The sequence below is a fragment of the Ferdinandcohnia jepli genome, from assembly GCF_047246645.1.
Taxonomy (GTDB): domain Bacteria; phylum Bacillota; class Bacilli; order Bacillales; family Bacillaceae_L; genus Ferdinandcohnia.
Genome location: NZ_JBFOKR010000026.1, coordinates 34,719 through 51,315, shown reverse-complemented (window position 1 = coordinate 51,315; position 16,597 = coordinate 34,719). Strand labels below are relative to the sequence as shown.

The following is a 16,597-nucleotide window of genomic DNA, read 5'->3' as shown; positions in this document are numbered from 1 at the left end:
GTTGGGGCATTGCCCCTGTGAGAGTAGGACGTCGCTAGGCACGAGAGAAAGACCAGCTGGAATGGCTGGTCTTTTTTTGTTTTTTTATAAAAAGGTTTTAATGTAACTGGTGTTTTTTATTTGTTTGAAATGGTTAAATATTATGACTTGTAAAAATTGCTAAAATGCATAAATTTTGATTAACATGCACAAATTCAATTTAACGCGCATAAATCCAATTAACATGCACAAATCTGATTTAACGTGCATTAATTCCAAATAACAAGCATAAGTGGTTGGTACAAGGATCCCGCTGTCTAAACAATTGATGAGGGAGTTACTGGGTCCTTCAATATAGGAGACTAAATTCTATATAACCACCCATATTAATAACAAAAAAGAGCAAATAGTAACTTTTCACCAGTAATTGATAAACCTACATGAGAGTTACTTTTTTCGAGAGGAAGCCAGTTAAAATTAAGCTGGTAGATACCGACCGAAATATCGCTAAAAACCGTAAATTTCAATTAAAAATCGTAAATCCGAATTAAAAACCGTAAATTTCAATTAAAAATCATAAATCCAAATTAAAAATCGTAAATCCAAATTAAAAATCATAACTACTATCCCTAAGAAGAATACAAGACATTATCCAACTAACAAGTCCCCTATCTAGCTTAAAATACTAAAAAAACACCAATAAACCCAAAATAAATAGCTACTTTCTTCAATTTAAAAACCATAACTCGAAAATAAAAACCCGTAAGTTAGTTTTCATGACAATTTTCAAGGTTACATTACTCATTTTTCGCAATAAGGATACTAAATTTATCGCAATCAGCTCTTCCGTATAATGAAACTCCAATAAAACCTCCCAAGAACAAAAGATTTTTACTAAAACCTTTCTATACAGGCAAAACTACCACAAAGACCGGAAAGCCTACATAAATCAAAGCAAACCTATCAAAACCTACACTTACCAAAGTAACCCCATGCTATCCACCACAACCACCAAATAACCTCTAACAACCAACCGCCCTATTCCACAATCCATCATAATAATGCACTACATCCCTAGGCGTTCAAGACTATTCAATAAATAGTAGGATATGCAAATCATAAAATAATGTTTGTTTCGTATAAATATAAAACACTCAATTTTTCTGTTTTGCTTTAAAGGTAAATAAGGGATTGTATCGAATTACATACTAAAGTATAAAGTGTATTTCTACTTCATAGGGGGATTAGAATGGCAGAATTTCTTGCAACTTTCCAAAGCGAAGATTTTATAACGATGTCTATTCGTATATTCATAGCGGCTTTATTATGTGGCCTTGTCGGATTAGAAAGGGAAGTAAATAAACATCCTGCAGGATTTCGTACACATCTACTGGTAGGGGTTGGATCATGTTTAATGATGTTAATGTCTATTTATGGTTTCCAACCTTATCTTGAGATGAGCGAAAATGTAAGATTTGATCCCGCACGTATTCCTTCATATGTCATAAGTGGGATTGGATTCCTGGGAGCAGGGACAATTCTTGTTCGCGATGCAACTGTACGAGGTTTAACTACTGCTGCTTCTATTTGGGTTGTAGCAGGATTGGGTCTGATAATTGGCTTGGGTATGTATGCACCAGCAATTCTAACAACGATAGTGGTTTTACTAAGCTTAATATTTTTGAATCGTCTGGAAGAATACTTTTTTAAATCTACAAAGAGAAAGAGAGTGCATATAATAATTAATGAAGATGTCTCTTCCTCAGGTGAAGTACTTCAACTATTTAAAACACATGGTTTTAGGGTCAAAGATTTTAACTTGAAATATTCAAAGGATAGGGATGAGGCTAACTGTCAATTTACAATAGAAGTTGAAGTCTCAAGTAAAAAAGAACGTGTTAGATTGTACGAGGAGTTTTCTAGATTAGAAAATGTACAAAAAATATTTTAAAAACAAGTTTAGAGCGGTACTTACTTTGGTAAATATAGATGGTATGAGTATTTATGAAGCAAGTACCGTACCTCGACTGTGAAATATAAGTGATTAAATGATAATTAAATTACCTTTCCTACCCGCATAAATAAAACGGCTCGCCAATCGCAAGTTTTCTTTTTCTAATTATAAAAACGCACATCAGTTGAAAAAATAGTTCAATCAATTTATATTATAGTTATAGTCAAATATAGTCAAAGTCAAGGTGAGGTGTGGATAATATGAGAAATATATCAGATATCATTGAGCAGTATTTGAAGAATGTTCTTGATATGAGTGATCGAGCGATAGTTGAAATAAAAAGAAGTGAGATTGCAGATAAATTTGAATGTGTCCCATCTCAAATTAATTATGTCATCAATACACGTTTTACTTTAGAACGAGGCTATCTTGTGGAAAGTAAACGTGGTGGCGGTGGATACATTCGCATCATGAAAGTGACAGCAAATGATGATTCTCAACTGCTTGAACAACTTGTTAGATTGATTGACCGAAGAATATCACAAACAAGTGCAGAAGATGTCATCGTACGCTTAGTAGAGGAAGAGGTCATTTCTAAAAGAGAAGCAAAGATAATGCTGAGTGTTATCGATCGCTCTGTCTTATTTATAGAGCTACCACATCGAGATGAGTTACGAGCCAGAATGTTAAAAGCTATGCTCACAACTCTTATGTATAGGTAATTCGCTAAAATATGGCCGCTCTAAACAGATTAAAGCGTAGAGTAGGAGAGGTGTTAACATGATATGCCAAGATTGTAATAAACGTCCTGCGACACTGCATTTTACTAAGATCGTAAACGGAGAAAAAACAGAGGTACATCTATGTGAACATTGTGCTCAGGAAAAAAGCGAGATGTTTATGTTTTCAGGAACCTCTGGGTTTTCAATTGATAATTTATTAGCAGGACTTCTTCATATTGAACCGTTAAAAGGTACTAAGACAAATGCTTTTCAACAAAATGAAATTTTACAATGTGAAAATTGCAAAATGACATTCCCACAATTTGCGAAGGTAGGTCGATTTGGCTGCTCGAATTGTTACTCAACCTTCGAAAAACAACTTACCCCAATTTTAAAAAGGCTACATTCTGGTAATACAAGTCATACTGGGAAAATTCCTAAGCGTATCGGAGGGACATTCCATATACGTAAGGAGATTGAACAACTAAAACAAAAGCTGAAAGAATATATTTCTCAAGAGGAATTTGAAAAGGCTGCAGAAACCCGTGACCAAGTAAGAGCCTTAGAAAAAAGAGTAAGTGGGCATGGAGAGGGGGAGGTTTAATCTATGTCACTTGAACGATTTATTAAGCAAGCCTTAAGTTCTTGGATGAGCCAAGAGGGTCCTGATTCAGATATTGTACTTAGTTCAAGAATTAGGTTAGCTAGAAATTTTAAGAACATCCCTTTTTCAACCGTATATTCTAATGAAGAGGCACAGCAAATAGTTGAAATCTTTCAGGAGAGATTTTCAGGAAGAAGTTTTCCTTCAATAGGAGACTTTGAATTATTAAAGGTTAATGAACTACAACCTATTGAGAAAAGAGTGCTTGTAGAAAAACACTTAATAAGTCCTCATTTAGCGGAGGATTCTCCATTTGGTGCATGTCTTTTATCTGAAAATGAAGAAGTAAGTATTATGATTAATGAAGAGGACCATGTCCGGATTCAATGTTTATTTCCTGGTTTCCAATTATCCGAAGCACTAGAAGTGGCAAACAATTTAGATGATTGGATTGAAGAACAGGTAGATTATGCATTTGATGAAACAAGAGGATACTTAACAAGCTGCCCTACAAATGTAGGTACCGGTTTACGAGCATCAGTTATGATGCATTTACCAGCATTAATTTTGACTCAACAAATGAGTCGGATAATCCCAGCTATTAACCAACTAGGTTTGGTCGTTAGGGGGATTTATGGAGAAGGTAGCGAAGCATTAGGGAATATCTTTCAAATTTCCAACCAAATCACACTAGGCAAAACGGAAGAAGATATTGTAGAAGACTTAAAGAGCGTAGTTACTCAACTGATTTCACAGGAACGTTCAGCGAGAGAGGCATTAGTAAAAACCTCCACGATTCAGTTAGAAGACCGAGTTTTTCGTTCATATGGGACTTTAGCAAACAGTCGGATTATCGAATCAAAAGAAGCTGCTAAATGCTTGTCAGATGTCCGATTAGGTATTGATCTTGGATATATAAAAAATATCTCTAGGAATATACTTAATGAATTGATGGTTCTTACCCAACCAGGGTTTTTACAGTCATATGCAGGAGGGTCGCTACGGCCAAATGAAAGGGACATTAGAAGAGCGACGCTAATTCGAGAAAGATTAATGCTTGAAAATAATAAGACTACTGACATGGAGGGTGATGAGTAATGATGTTTGGAAGATTTACAGAGCGTGCACAAAAGGTATTGGCGTTAGCACAAGAGGAAGCTGTACGTCTTGGTCATAACAATATTGGTACAGAGCATGTGTTATTAGGTCTTATTCGAGAAGGAGAAGGTATCGCAGCAAAGGCGCTATTAGCACTTGGATTGGGACCGGAAAAAATCCAAAAAGAAGTAGAAACATTAATTGGTAGAGGCCAAGAGGGTTCGCAGACAATTCATTATACACCTAGAGCGAAGAAGGTAATTGAGCTATCAATGGATGAAGCCAGGAAGCTAGGGCACTCGTATGTTGGTACTGAACATATTTTACTTGGTTTAATTCGAGAAGGAGAAGGTGTCGCGGCAAGAGTATTAAATAACCTGGGAGTTAGCTTGAATAAAGCCCGCCAACAGGTGCTGCAGCTGCTAGGTAGTAACGAATCTTCGTCAGGCCACCACGGTGGTGGAGCAGCAAATGCCAACACTCCTACATTAGATAGTCTTGCGAGAGATCTAACAGCGATTGCCAGGGAAGGAAGTCTTGACCCGGTTATTGGAAGAAGTAAAGAAATTCAGCGTGTTATTGAGGTATTAAGTAGACGTACTAAAAATAATCCAGTCTTAATAGGTGAGCCTGGTGTTGGTAAGACAGCAATTGCAGAAGGATTGGCTCAACAAATTGTAAATAATGAAGTGCCGGAAACGTTACGCGATAAACGTGTAATGACGCTGGATATGGGTACGGTAGTTGCTGGTACAAAATACCGCGGAGAATTTGAAGATCGTTTGAAAAAAGTGATGGATGAGATTCGTCAAGCAGGAAATATTATTTTATTCATAGATGAACTTCATACATTAATTGGTGCAGGCGGAGCTGAAGGAGCTATTGATGCTTCGAATATATTAAAACCTTCACTTGCTCGTGGAGAACTACAATGTATCGGTGCAACTACATTAGATGAGTATCGTAAATATATTGAAAAAGATGCAGCGCTTGAGCGTAGATTCCAGCCAATTCAAGTTGATGAGCCAACAGTAGATGAGTCTATTCAGATTTTAAAAGGATTGCGTGATCGTTATGAGGCACATCACCGTGTTTCCATCTCTGATGAATCAATTGTTCAAGCGGTTAAGTTATCAGATCGCTATATATCAGATCGATTCTTACCAGATAAAGCAATTGACCTAATTGATGAAGCTGGTTCAAAGGTTCGTCTACGTTCTTACACAGCTCCACCTAACTTAAAGGAACTTGAGCAAAAACTTGAAGAAGTTCGAAAAGAAAAAGATGCTGCTGTTCAAAGCCAAGAGTTTGAGAAGGCTGCGTCATTACGAGATACAGAACAACGCCTACGTGAACAATTAGAGGAAACAAAGAAAACCTGGAAAGAGAAGCAGGGTCAGGAAAACTCTGAGGTTACAGTAGATGATATTGCAATGGTTGTATCAAGCTGGACTAGAATACCGGTCTCTAAACTAGCACAAACAGAAGCAGATAAATTATTAAACATGGAAGATATTCTTCATTCACGAGTAATTGGTCAAGAGGAAGCAGTAAAGGCTGTCTCCAAAGCAGTAAGACGTGCTAGAGCGGGCTTAAAAGATCCTAAGCGTCCTACTGGGTCATTTATTTTCCTTGGACCAACAGGTGTGGGTAAGACGGAACTAGCTCGAGCGTTGGCTGAATCAATCTTTGGTGATGAGGACGCAATGATTCGTGTAGATATGTCAGAATACATGGAGAAACATTCAACTTCCCGTTTAGTAGGTTCTCCTCCAGGGTATGTAGGATATGATGAGGGTGGACAATTAACAGAAAAGGTACGCCGTAAGCCATATTCCGTAATCCTGTTAGATGAAATTGAAAAGGCACATCCAGATGTATTTAATATTTTACTCCAAGTACTAGAAGATGGCCGCTTAACAGATTCAAAAGGTCGAACAGTTGACTTTAGAAACACAATTCTAATCATGACTTCAAATGTAGGTGCTGATACATTAAAACGAAATAAATATGTAGGATTTAATGTACAAGATGAAAATCAGGACTATAAAAATATGAAGAGCAAAGTAATGGATGAACTAAAGAAAGCATTCCGTCCTGAATTCTTGAACCGTATCGATGAAATCATTGTCTTCCATTCACTTGAGAAAAAGCATCTCAAGGAAATTGTGACACTTATGTCCGATCAATTGACAAAACGCTTAAAAGAACAAGACATTGAACTTGAACTCACTGATGCGGTAAAAGAAAAGATAGCCGAAGAAGGATACGACCCAGAATACGGAGCACGCCCACTACGTCGAGCTATTCAAAAGCAAATTGAGGACCGTTTGTCTGAAGAGCTACTAAGAGGTAATATTGAAAAAGGCAAGAAAATCATTATGGACTTTGACAACGGAGAATTTATTGTTGGTGGTTCAAAGGAAACGGTAAATAAAGCATAGGGAAAAGAAATAAGCACAGAGGGGTATACATCAAAATTTGATTTTAATGTATACCTCTTTTTTTAACAGTATCATGAGTGAATTAGGATGAGACTATGTCAAAGTATAAACTAATTACTCAAGATTTATTCTGCTAAAAAGCTTTTCTTGTCTAACTGCCAATTCAAATAATTACAATCTATTGAAAGGACTAACAAGATGGCAAAAACAAAGACTAAATTCACTTGTCAAACATGTGGATATGAAACACCAAAATGGATGGGAAAATGTCCAGGTTGTAACGCTTGGAATACATTAGTAGAAGAAGTTGAACAAAAGTCAACAAGAAGAGGGGCATTTGCACATTCAAGCCCTACAATTCAACGTAAGCCTTCACCGATTACTTCTATTCAAAGTGAAAATGAGCCTAGAATGTATACAACCAATAAGGAATTTAACCGAGTACTCGGTGGCGGAATTGTACAAGGTTCTCTTGTCTTAATAGGTGGTGACCCGGGGATTGGGAAATCAACCTTATTACTACAAATATCCTCACAATTAGCGTCCCAGAAAAAGGTTCTCTACATATCTGGGGAAGAGTCGGTTAAACAAACGAAATTGCGTTCCGACCGATTGGGGATTAATTCCGAACAATTGTTCGTTCTTGCTGAAACAGACTTAGAATTTATTTCCCAGACAATTGTCGAATTAGAGCCTTCATTTGTCGTAATCGATTCCATACAGACAATCTATCATTCTGAAATAGCTTCAGCTCCCGGTAGTGTATCACAGGTGCGCGAGTGTACCGCTGAGCTTATGCGGATTGCGAAGTCGAATGGCATTGCTATATTTATAGTCGGACACGTAACGAAAGAAGGAAATATAGCAGGTCCAAGGTTATTAGAACACATGGTAGATACCGTTTTATACTTTGAAGGGGAGCGTCATCATACTTATCGAATATTACGTGCTGTTAAAAACCGTTTTGGTTCGACAAATGAAATGGGTATCTTTGAGATGAAAGAAACTGGTTTAGAGGAAGTGGCAAATCCATCTGAAATTTTTCTGGAAGAACGTTCGTCTGGTTCAGCAGGATCAATTGTTGTTGCTTCTATGGAGGGAACACGACCAGTATTAGTGGAAGTACAAGCACTTATTTCTCCAACAAGTTTTGGTAACCCACGAAGAATGGCAACTGGTATTGACCATAACCGAGTTTCTTTATTAATGGCAGTACTGGAAAAAAGAGCAGGACTACTATTACAAAACCAAGATGCCTATTTAAAAGTAGCAGGAGGAGTAAAGCTAGATGAACCAGCTATTGATTTAGCGGTAGCACTGAGCATTGCATCCAGTTTTAGAGATCAGCCGTCAAATCCGACTGATGTAATAATAGGTGAAGTGGGCTTAACTGGCGAAGTAAGACGTGTATCAAGAATTGAACAACGGGTCCAAGAAGCAGCAAAACTTGGTTTTAAACGAGTCATCGTACCAGAGCGCAATCTGGGGGGGTGGACTAGTCCAAAGGGAATTGAAGTAGTTGGGGTAAGTGATATTAGACAAGCTATCCAACATACACTAGGAAGATAACGGAAAAATAAAAGTGAAACATTTTGTTACTCTAAATCGTATATAAAGTATTATCGTTTTTTTATGTGTAAAATAAAAAAATGGTAATAATTTTATAGACATTTAAAAATAATATATTAGTATCGTTTATCTTTAATCAGTCAGGTTCACCCCGACTGATTAAAGGTAAAGCCTCGGCGGATGCCTCGATTTTTCAAAGTGAATTTTTCGAGCAAGCCCGAAAAAAATGGGCGCAAATACACCAAGGCGCATTTGATTACAATCTATGTCATTCTGTTTACATTTTAAAAAATCTATTTAATGTAGGTTTCAATTAATATAAAGTGATTATAATGATAAGAGGAGGTGAAGGAATGTTAAAACGTATTGTACAGCTATTTTTTCTAATTGTTGGAGGAATGCTTGGAATTGTATATCTTCCAGACTTACTGGGGCTGTTAAATATCGACAATATTCCATATTTGAATAATTCATATACGCTTGCGATTTTAGGTGCTATTATATTATTTATTGCTACTTTTTGGTTAGTAGATTATATCGTGGGTCTCATCAAATGGTTAGAGGAATCGTTGATTAAAGCTCCAGTAACAGACGTTCTTTTTGGTAGTTTAGGATTAATATCAGGTTTAATTGTTGCATTTCTAATTGTGATTCCATTAGATCGCATTAGTTTTTCAGTTGTAAATACGGTTCTTCCTATTTTCATTACACTTCTCTTAGGTTATCTCGGATTTCAGGTTGGTTTCAAGAAAAGAGATGAACTTGTAAATCTATTCTCGATTAATCGAATGAGCAAGAAAAAAGGGGTAGACGAAGAGGAAGTTAACCAACAAGCTAAAAAACTGAAAATATTAGATACAAGTGTTATTATTGATGGGCGAATTGCAGATATTTGTCAAACTGGTTTCCTAGAGGGAACGATTGTGATTCCAAGATTTGTGTTAGAGGAATTGCAGCATATTGCGGATTCTTCGGATGTGTTAAAACGAAATCGAGGCAGACGAGGACTTGATATCTTAAATAGAATTCAAAAGGAACTCTCCATTAAGGTGGATATCTATGAGGGAGACTTTGATGATATCCAAGAGGTTGATAGTAAGCTAGTGAAGCTTGCAAAACTGACTATGGGTGTAGTGGTAACGAATGATTTTAACCTTAATAAGGTTTGTGAACTACAAAATGTAGCTGTTTTGAACATTAATGATTTAGCCAATGCCGTCAAGCCAGTTGTACTTCCTGGTGAAGAACTAAGTGTTCAAGTCATTAAGGATGGGAAAGAGCATAATCAAGGTGTTGCCTATCTTGACGATGGTACAATGATTGTTGTAGAAGAAGGCCGTGATTATATCGGCAAACGTATTGATGTTCTCGTAACAAGTGTTTTACAAACATCAGCTGGTCGAATGATATTTGCAAAGCCTAAGCTACTAGAAAAAGCATTATAAAGCAGCCTTTATTTTCAAACTGATAGGAGCGTTATTCGATGAATTATCAGGTTGTCATTCCTGCGGCAGGTTCAGGGAAAAGAATGAATGCAGGGAAGAATAAACAATTCATCAAACTGCAATCAATACCAGTGATTATTCATACATTAAAGGTGTTTGAACAGGATCATCTTTGCACTGGAATTATATTGGTTATTAATAAGGATGAACAACAGGAATTTGAGTCATTATTGAATGAATATCAACTACAAAAGGTTATTGCACTTGTACACGGTGGTAGTGAACGTCAGCATAGTGTATATAATGGGTTACAGGAAGTAACGAATGCTACTATTGTTTTAGTGCATGATGGGGCAAGGCCTTTTTTAAAGATTGATTTGATTCATAAGCTAGTAAATGCGGCTGAGGCGCAAGGAGCTGCTATTTTAGCAGTGCCTGTAAAAGATACGATAAAACGTGCATCTAGTGATTTAATTGTTAATGAAACGGTTGAGCGTTCTGGCTTGTGGGCGGTACAAACCCCACAAGCTTTTCATGTTTCTATTTTGAAAGAGGCACACGAACTTGCTAGGCAAAATGATTACTTAGGAACTGATGAAGCAAGTTTGGTTGAACGTATACCCAAAAACGTTACCATTGTAGAGGGCGACTATTTGAATATTAAACTTACAACACAGGACGACCTATTATTTGCTGAAGCAATTTTACAAAAATGGACAACCTAGCTTTCCATTTTTTATTAGATAATAAATTATATAATTTTTAACTTACTTTTGATGTCTAGCTCCAGCGCCTAGCCCTCGAGGTCGCTTCACCCCTCCTGCGGAGGAACAGCCTCCTCGTCAGGGTTCCAGCGCTTGTCGGACTTGCACAGGATGTGCTGACTTCTACGTTCGCCACAGGACGTGGCGGTTATTAGTAGAAGTTCTACTTTTAAGGCGCTTGCGTTTTTATTAATAAGGGGGATAACAATGTTTCGAATTGGACAAGGATTTGATGTACATCAATTAGTAGAAGGACGTCCGTTAATTATTGGAGGTATAGAAATACCTTATGAAAAGGGACTTTTAGGACACTCTGATGCTGATGTGTTACTTCATACAGTATCTGATGCGTGTTTAGGAGCTATTGGCGAAGGTGATATAGGTAAGCATTTTCCTGATACAGATCCTGACTATAAGGATGCAGATTCAGCCGTATTAATGGCTGATGTATGGAAACTAGTAAGAGATAGAGGTTATCAATTAGGAAATATAGATTGTACGATTATTGCACAAAAACCTAAAATGGCACCTTACATAGAACAAATTAGAACTCGAATTGCTGAGCTATTAGAGGCAGATGCTTCACAAGTAAATGTCAAGGCTACAACAACAGAAAAACTTGGATTCACAGGACGTGGTGAAGGTATAGCAGCACAGGCGGTTGTCTTACTTCAGAAGGCAGAAAGATAATTTTATCTTTATCGAACTCCGAGTTCTTGAAGGTGTGGGGATAAAAGCAGTAAAATTAGTGGGATTCATCCCAGACTGAATTTAGCTATAGCCTCCAGAAGATGCAAGAATTGATTAAGTTGAAATTTTAAAAGTAAGCTTAAAAAGAACGGGGAATAATTCCGCTGAACACATTAGATAAAGTTCGCTTTGACACGAGTCAAAGTAGTGGTAAAATAGCTTTTAGAAAAAGCGAAGTTGTAACGGAGGGTACTATAAAAATGTCAAATAACATACGAGTGCGTTATGCACCAAGTCCAACCGGACATCTACATATTGGTAATGCAAGAACTGCATTATTTAATTATTTATTTGCAAGAAATCAAAACGGAAAGTTTATTATTCGTATCGAGGATACAGATAAAAAACGAAATATTGAGGGTGGAGAAGAAAGCCAATTAAAATATTTAAAATGGCTTGGAATTGATTGGGATGAAAGTACGGATGTCGGTGGAAATTACGGGCCATATCGCCAATCAGAACGTAATGACCTTTATGAGAAGTATTATCAAGATTTACTTGACCGTGAATTAGCGTATAAATGCTATTGTACGGAAGAGGAAATTGAAAAAGAACGCGAAGAGCAAATCGAACGTGGTGAAAATCCTCGTTATTCCGGTAAATGTCGCAGCCTGACAAAAGAACAGCAAGAGGCTTTAGAAAAGGAAGGTAGACAACCGAGTATACGCTTCCGAGTACCGGAAGGAAAAGTATATCAATTTAATGATATGGTAAAAGGCGATATTTCTTTTGAATCAGAAGGTATGGGAGACTATGTAATTGTAAAAAAGGATGGAACACCAACCTATAATTTTGCAGTTGCTGTAGATGATCACCTTATGGAAATATCACATGTTTTACGTGGAGAGGACCATATTTCAAATACTCCAAAACAAATAATGATCTATGAAGCATTTGATTGGACTATTCCAACCTTTGGCCATATGACATTGATTGTAAATGAAAGTCGTAAGAAATTAAGTAAGCGTGATGAGTCTATTATTCAGTTTATTGAGCAATATGAGGAGCTGGGTTATTTACCAGAAGCGCTCTTTAACTTTATTGCTTTATTAGGATGGTCACCGGGCGGAGAAGAAGAAATTCATACAAGAGAAGAATTTACAAAAATCTTTGATCCTAGTCGATTATCTAAATCACCTGCAGTCTTTGATACACAAAAGCTTACTTGGATGAATAATCAATATATAAAAAACTTAGATGTAGAGCGCCTTGTTGAAATATCTTTACCACATCTAATTAAAGCTGGTCGTGTGAAAGAAGCAATGAATGATCAAGAAAGACAATGGGCACATGACCTAATTGCACTTCATCAGGAAAAAATGAGCTACGGCGCTGAAATTGTAGATCTTACCGAACTTTTCTTTAAAGATGAGGTTGAATTTGAAGAAGACGCAAAAGAAGTGTTAGCGGGAGAACAGGTACCAGAGGTATTAAAGGCATTTTTACAAGAAGTTGAAGGGCTGGAGAGCTTTAGTGCAGACGAAATAAAGGCTGCTATTAAAGCTGTTCAAAAAGCAACTGGACAAAAAGGTAAAAACCTCTTTATGCCAATAAGAGCTGCAGCTACTGGGCAATTACATGGACCTGATTTACCACAAGCAATACACCTGTTAGGTAAACAAAAAATTATTTCTCGCTTAAGCGGGCTAATTAGTTAACATATTGCTAAAAATATAATATAGTATAGATAATTAAAAATCCAAATTGTAAAAGTGTTGATAAGGAGAGTAAATAAGCCTTTACATTAAAAGTGAGTGTTACATATTGCACCACGAAAAAGAGAGAACCATCACCGGCTGAAAGTGGTTTATGTATAAAGTCTTATTGAAATGCACCTTTGAGTCTTTTGTTGAAACTCATACTTGAGGAGTAGGTAAAAGCGGAGCTCACCGTTATGAGATTAAGTTGAGATAGTGTTTTTACATTGTCTAAACAGAGTGGAACCGCGCATAAAAGCGTCTCTGTGTATATCACAGAGACGCTTTTTTTATTTGGTTTTGTTTTTGGGTTATGAAAAATCAAGGAACGGGAGGGTAGGTAGATGTTTAAAAAAATGAAGGAAGACATTGAAGTTGTATTTGAGCAGGATCCGGCTGCTAGAACATATCTAGAAGTTATGCTCACTTACTCAGGATTACATGCTATCTGGTCCCATCGCATTGCGCACAGTTTGTTTAAGAAAAAATTATACTTTTTAGCAAGAGTTGTTTCACAGGTAAGTCGTTTTTTTACGGGAATCGAGATACATCCAGGTGCAAAAATCGGGAAGCGATTTTTTATTGACCATGGGATGGGTGTTGTGATTGGTGAAACATGTGAAATAGGAGATAATGTAACTGTATTCCAAGGTGTCACATTAGGTGGAACTGGAAAAGAAAAAGGAAAACGTCATCCGACAATTAAAGACAATGCTCTAATTGCAACAGGTGCAAAGGTATTGGGGTCAATCACAATTGGTGAAAACTCAAAAGTTGGAGCGGGCTCAGTCGTGTTACAGGATGTACCTCCTAATTCCACTGTTGTTGGGATACCAGGTCGAGTAGTGATACAGGACGGTGTTCGTATTAAAAAAGGAAAGGATTTAAATCATAGTGATTTGCCAGATCCAGTGTTAGATAAATTTAAAGAGCTAGAAAATGAAATAAATCGACTGAATCAGGAGATTCAAAAGAGTAAGGAAGGTGTAAAGGATAATGCCCATTCAAATATATAATACATTAACTAGGAGAAAAGAAGAATTTAAGCCAATTGAAGAAAACAAAGTGAAAATGTATGTGTGCGGCCCAACAGTCTACAATTATATTCATATAGGAAACGCACGTCCTGCAATAGTATTTGACACAGTTAGACGCTATTTTGAATTTCGCGGTTATGATGTAAATTTTGTTTCTAATTTCACGGATGTTGATGATAAGTTAATCAGAGCTGCCAACGAATTAGGTGAGGATGTTCCTACGATTGCAGACCGATTTGTTGCTGCTTATTTTGAGGATGTGTCCGCATTAGGCTGCAAAAAAGCAGATGTTCATCCTAGGGTAACTGAAAACATTGATATCATCGTTGAGTTTATTCAGGCTCTGATTGACAAAGGCTATGCATATGAATCTAACGGTGATGTGTACTATAGGACGAGGGAATTTAAGGAATATGGAAAGCTTTCACATCAGTCGATCGATGAGCTTCGCCTTGGAGCACGTATTGAAGTAGGTGAGAAAAAACAAGATTCACTAGATTTCGTGCTATGGAAAAATGCCAAACCTGGTGAAATTTATTGGGAGAGTCCATGGGGGCAAGGACGTCCCGGATGGCATATTGAGTGCTCTGCAATGGCTCGTAAGTATCTTGGAGATACAATTGACATTCATGCGGGAGGGCAGGATTTAGCATTCCCACACCATGAAAATGAAATTGCTCAATCAGAAGCTGTAACCGGTAAGACATTCGCAAATTACTGGATGCACAATGGATATATAAATATTGATAATGAGAAGATGTCGAAATCACTTGGAAATTTCGTTTTGGTACATGATATTATAAAGGACATTGATCCTCAGGTTTTACGATTTTTCATGCTTTCTGTTCACTATCGACATCCAATCAATTATAGTTTAGATCTTTTGGAAAGTACGAAAAATGGACTCGAGAGATTACGAACATCTTATACAAATTTAAAGCACCGTGTACAAAGCAGTACGAATTTAACAACCAATGATGGAGAATGGCTAGAAAAGATAGCAAATTTTAGAACTGAATTTATTCAATCAATGGATGACGACTTTAATACAGCAAATGCAATCTCTGTATTATTTGAGATGTCAAAGCAAGCGAACTATTACTTACAGGAAAAAAATACATCTGAAAAAGTAATCGAAAGCTTTATAAAAGAGTTTGAAGTACTGTTCGATGTAATAGGTCTTTCTTTAGTTGTCGAAGAAGAAATACTCGATGAAGAAATTGAAGAACTTATTGAAAAACGCATTCAAGCGCGTAAGGAACGTAATTTCGCCCTGTCTGACCAAATTCGTGATGAATTAAAAGCAAAAAATATCATTCTGGAAGATACTCCACAAGGTACTAGGTGGAAAAGAGGATAAGCGATGTCTTTTTTAATAGAAAATCAAGTGGATAGTTATCAACTCAATAGTCTTGCCCTTGCGTATATGGGTGATGCCGTTTATGAAATGTATGTACGGCATTACCTTTTAACGAAGGGAAATGTACGACCAAATCAGCTCCATAATCGGGCAAAACAATATGTTTCGGCAAAGGCGCAATCCGCGGTTATCCATCAAATGCTAGATAATGACTTTTTTACAGAGGAAGAACAAGGGGTTGTACGAAGAGGAAGAAATGCTAAAAGTGGGACAGTTCCCAAAAACACTGATGTTCAGACATATCGATATAGCACTGCATTTGAAGCTTTAATAGGCTACCATCATTTACAGAGTAATGCTGAACGAATTGAAGCCATTGTTTTGGAGGCTTTTCGAATTATTGAAAACTAAGAAAGGAGGAATAATGATGTCTAGTGATTTTATTATTGGTAAAAATCCAGTAATTGAAGCGTTACGATCTGAAAGAGAGATAAATAAAATCTGGATTGCTGAAGGTTCGAATAAAGGTCAAATGAATCAGGTTACAACCCTTGCTAGAGAAAATAACGTATTGGTACAATTTGTACCTAAAAAGAAGATTGATCAAATGGTGGAAGGAAATCACCAAGGTGTAGTAGCACAAGTAGCGGCATACGAATATGTAGAAGTGGATGATATCCTTGCTGCTGCCGTTAAGAAGAATGAATCACCTTTTATACTTCTTTTAGATGAACTTGAAGACCCGCATAACTTAGGATCAATACTTCGTACAGCTGATGCAGTTGGTGCACACGGAGTAATTATTCCAAAACGAAGAGCAGTAGGTTTAACTTCAACAGTAGCAAAGGCATCAACTGGAGCGATTGAGTATGTACCAGTAGCACGAGTAACCAATTTAGCTCGTACGATTGATGATTTAAAAGAGCGTGGGGTCTGGATAGTTGGTACAGATGCTAAAGGAAAAGACGATTATCGAAACGTTGATGGGAAAATGCCGATAGGTCTTGTGATTGGTAGTGAAGGTAAGGGAATGGGTCGACTAATTAAAGATAAATGTGATTTTCTTCTGCGACTTCCAATGCAAGGGAAGGTAACCTCTTTAAATGCTTCTGTAGCTGCGAGTCTTCTAATGTATGAGGTATATCGTAAACGAAATCCATTAGGAGAGTAATTT

General features: G+C 37.0%; 14 protein-coding genes and 1 other annotated feature. All 14 genes read left to right on the top strand.

Going from position 1 to position 16,597, the window contains the following annotated elements:
• The first annotated feature begins 1,228 nt into the window (after positions 1-1,228).
• Positions 1,229-1,930: an MgtC/SapB family protein gene (locus tag AB3M96_RS21665; protein WP_412969690.1), complete on the top strand. Its 702-nt coding sequence runs from the start codon at positions 1,229-1,231 to the stop codon at positions 1,928-1,930.
• A gap of 263 nt (positions 1,931-2,193) precedes the next feature.
• On the top strand, positions 2,194-2,655 hold the full coding sequence (locus tag AB3M96_RS21660; RefSeq protein WP_412969689.1) for a CtsR family transcriptional regulator: 462 nt from the start codon (positions 2,194-2,196) through the stop codon (positions 2,653-2,655).
• A gap of 58 nt (positions 2,656-2,713) precedes the next feature.
• Entirely contained in the window at positions 2,714-3,259 is a 546-nt protein-coding gene (gene mcsA / locus AB3M96_RS21655) for a protein-arginine kinase activator protein McsA (RefSeq protein WP_412969688.1), read from the top strand.
• Positions 3,260-3,262: 3 nt separating this feature from the next.
• Positions 3,263-4,357, top strand: a complete 1,095-nt coding sequence (gene mcsB, locus AB3M96_RS21650) for a protein-arginine kinase McsB (RefSeq protein ID WP_412969687.1) — start codon at positions 3,263-3,265, stop codon at positions 4,355-4,357.
• Entirely contained in the window at positions 4,357-6,801 is a 2,445-nt protein-coding gene (clpC, locus tag AB3M96_RS21645) for an ATP-dependent protease ATP-binding subunit ClpC (protein WP_412969686.1), read from the top strand. The genes mcsB and clpC overlap by 1 nt, the downstream gene beginning before the upstream one ends.
• A 198-nt stretch (positions 6,802-6,999) precedes the next feature.
• On the top strand, positions 7,000-8,370 hold the full coding sequence (radA, locus tag AB3M96_RS21640; RefSeq protein WP_412969685.1) for a DNA repair protein RadA: 1,371 nt from the start codon (positions 7,000-7,002) through the stop codon (positions 8,368-8,370).
• A gap of 353 nt (positions 8,371-8,723) precedes the next feature.
• Positions 8,724-9,815: a PIN/TRAM domain-containing protein gene (locus tag AB3M96_RS21635; protein ID WP_412969684.1), complete on the top strand. Its 1,092-nt coding sequence runs from the start codon at positions 8,724-8,726 to the stop codon at positions 9,813-9,815.
• 38 nt (positions 9,816-9,853) lie between these two features.
• Positions 9,854-10,540 carry a 2-C-methyl-D-erythritol 4-phosphate cytidylyltransferase gene (gene ispD, locus AB3M96_RS21630; RefSeq protein ID WP_412969683.1) on the top strand — a complete coding sequence of 229 codons (687 nt, stop codon included), beginning with the start codon at positions 9,854-9,856 and terminating at the stop codon, positions 10,538-10,540.
• Between the two features lie 246 nt (positions 10,541-10,786).
• On the top strand, positions 10,787-11,269 hold the full coding sequence (gene ispF / locus AB3M96_RS21625) for a 2-C-methyl-D-erythritol 2,4-cyclodiphosphate synthase (protein ID WP_412969682.1): 483 nt from the start codon (positions 10,787-10,789) through the stop codon (positions 11,267-11,269).
• Between the two features lie 260 nt (positions 11,270-11,529).
• On the top strand, positions 11,530-12,987 hold the full coding sequence (gene gltX, locus AB3M96_RS21620; protein WP_412969681.1) for a glutamate--tRNA ligase: 1,458 nt from the start codon (positions 11,530-11,532) through the stop codon (positions 12,985-12,987).
• A 48-nt stretch (positions 12,988-13,035) separates the two neighbouring features.
• Positions 13,036-13,295, top strand: a binding site (T-box leader).
• A gap of 75 nt (positions 13,296-13,370) precedes the next feature.
• On the top strand, positions 13,371-14,042 hold the full coding sequence (gene cysE, locus AB3M96_RS21615) for a serine O-acetyltransferase (protein WP_412969680.1): 672 nt from the start codon (positions 13,371-13,373) through the stop codon (positions 14,040-14,042).
• Complete coding sequence (gene cysS, locus AB3M96_RS21610) at positions 14,023-15,423, top strand: cysteine--tRNA ligase (protein WP_412969679.1); 1,401 nt, start codon at positions 14,023-14,025, stop codon at positions 15,421-15,423. Before cysE ends, cysS begins: the two co-directional genes overlap by 20 nt.
• Before the next feature lie 3 nt (positions 15,424-15,426).
• Positions 15,427-15,834: a Mini-ribonuclease 3 gene (locus tag AB3M96_RS21605; RefSeq protein WP_412969678.1), complete on the top strand. Its 408-nt coding sequence runs from the start codon at positions 15,427-15,429 to the stop codon at positions 15,832-15,834.
• Positions 15,835-15,850: 16 nt separating this feature from the next.
• Complete coding sequence (gene rlmB / locus AB3M96_RS21600) at positions 15,851-16,594, top strand: 23S rRNA (guanosine(2251)-2'-O)-methyltransferase RlmB (protein ID WP_412969677.1); 744 nt, start codon at positions 15,851-15,853, stop codon at positions 16,592-16,594.
• Positions 16,595-16,597 lie beyond the last annotated feature (3 nt).

Excerpts from the sequence above, each read along its gene's own strand:
- AB3M96_RS21605 (WP_412969678.1), top strand. The coding sequence starts at position 15,427 with ATGTCTTTTTTAATAGAAAATCAAGTGGATAGTTATCAACTCAATAGT.
- cysE (WP_412969680.1), top strand. The coding sequence starts at position 13,371 with ATGTTTAAAAAAATGAAGGAAGACATTGAAGTTGTATTTGAGCAGGAT.
- ispF (WP_412969682.1), top strand. The coding sequence starts at position 10,787 with ATGTTTCGAATTGGACAAGGATTTGATGTACATCAATTAGTAGAAGGA.
- mcsA (WP_412969688.1), top strand. The coding sequence starts at position 2,714 with ATGATATGCCAAGATTGTAATAAACGTCCTGCGACACTGCATTTTACT.
- mcsB (WP_412969687.1), top strand. The coding sequence starts at position 3,263 with ATGTCACTTGAACGATTTATTAAGCAAGCCTTAAGTTCTTGGATGAGC.
- cysS (WP_412969679.1), top strand. The coding sequence starts at position 14,023 with ATGCCCATTCAAATATATAATACATTAACTAGGAGAAAAGAAGAATTT.
- clpC (WP_412969686.1), top strand. The coding sequence starts at position 4,357 with ATGATGTTTGGAAGATTTACAGAGCGTGCACAAAAGGTATTGGCGTTA.
- radA (WP_412969685.1), top strand. The coding sequence starts at position 7,000 with ATGGCAAAAACAAAGACTAAATTCACTTGTCAAACATGTGGATATGAA.
- ispD (WP_412969683.1), top strand. The coding sequence starts at position 9,854 with ATGAATTATCAGGTTGTCATTCCTGCGGCAGGTTCAGGGAAAAGAATG.
- AB3M96_RS21660 (WP_412969689.1), top strand. The coding sequence starts at position 2,194 with ATGAGAAATATATCAGATATCATTGAGCAGTATTTGAAGAATGTTCTT.
- gltX (WP_412969681.1), top strand. The coding sequence starts at position 11,530 with ATGTCAAATAACATACGAGTGCGTTATGCACCAAGTCCAACCGGACAT.
- AB3M96_RS21665 (WP_412969690.1), top strand. The coding sequence starts at position 1,229 with ATGGCAGAATTTCTTGCAACTTTCCAAAGCGAAGATTTTATAACGATG.
- AB3M96_RS21635 (WP_412969684.1), top strand. The coding sequence starts at position 8,724 with ATGTTAAAACGTATTGTACAGCTATTTTTTCTAATTGTTGGAGGAATG.
- rlmB (WP_412969677.1), top strand. The coding sequence starts at position 15,851 with ATGTCTAGTGATTTTATTATTGGTAAAAATCCAGTAATTGAAGCGTTA.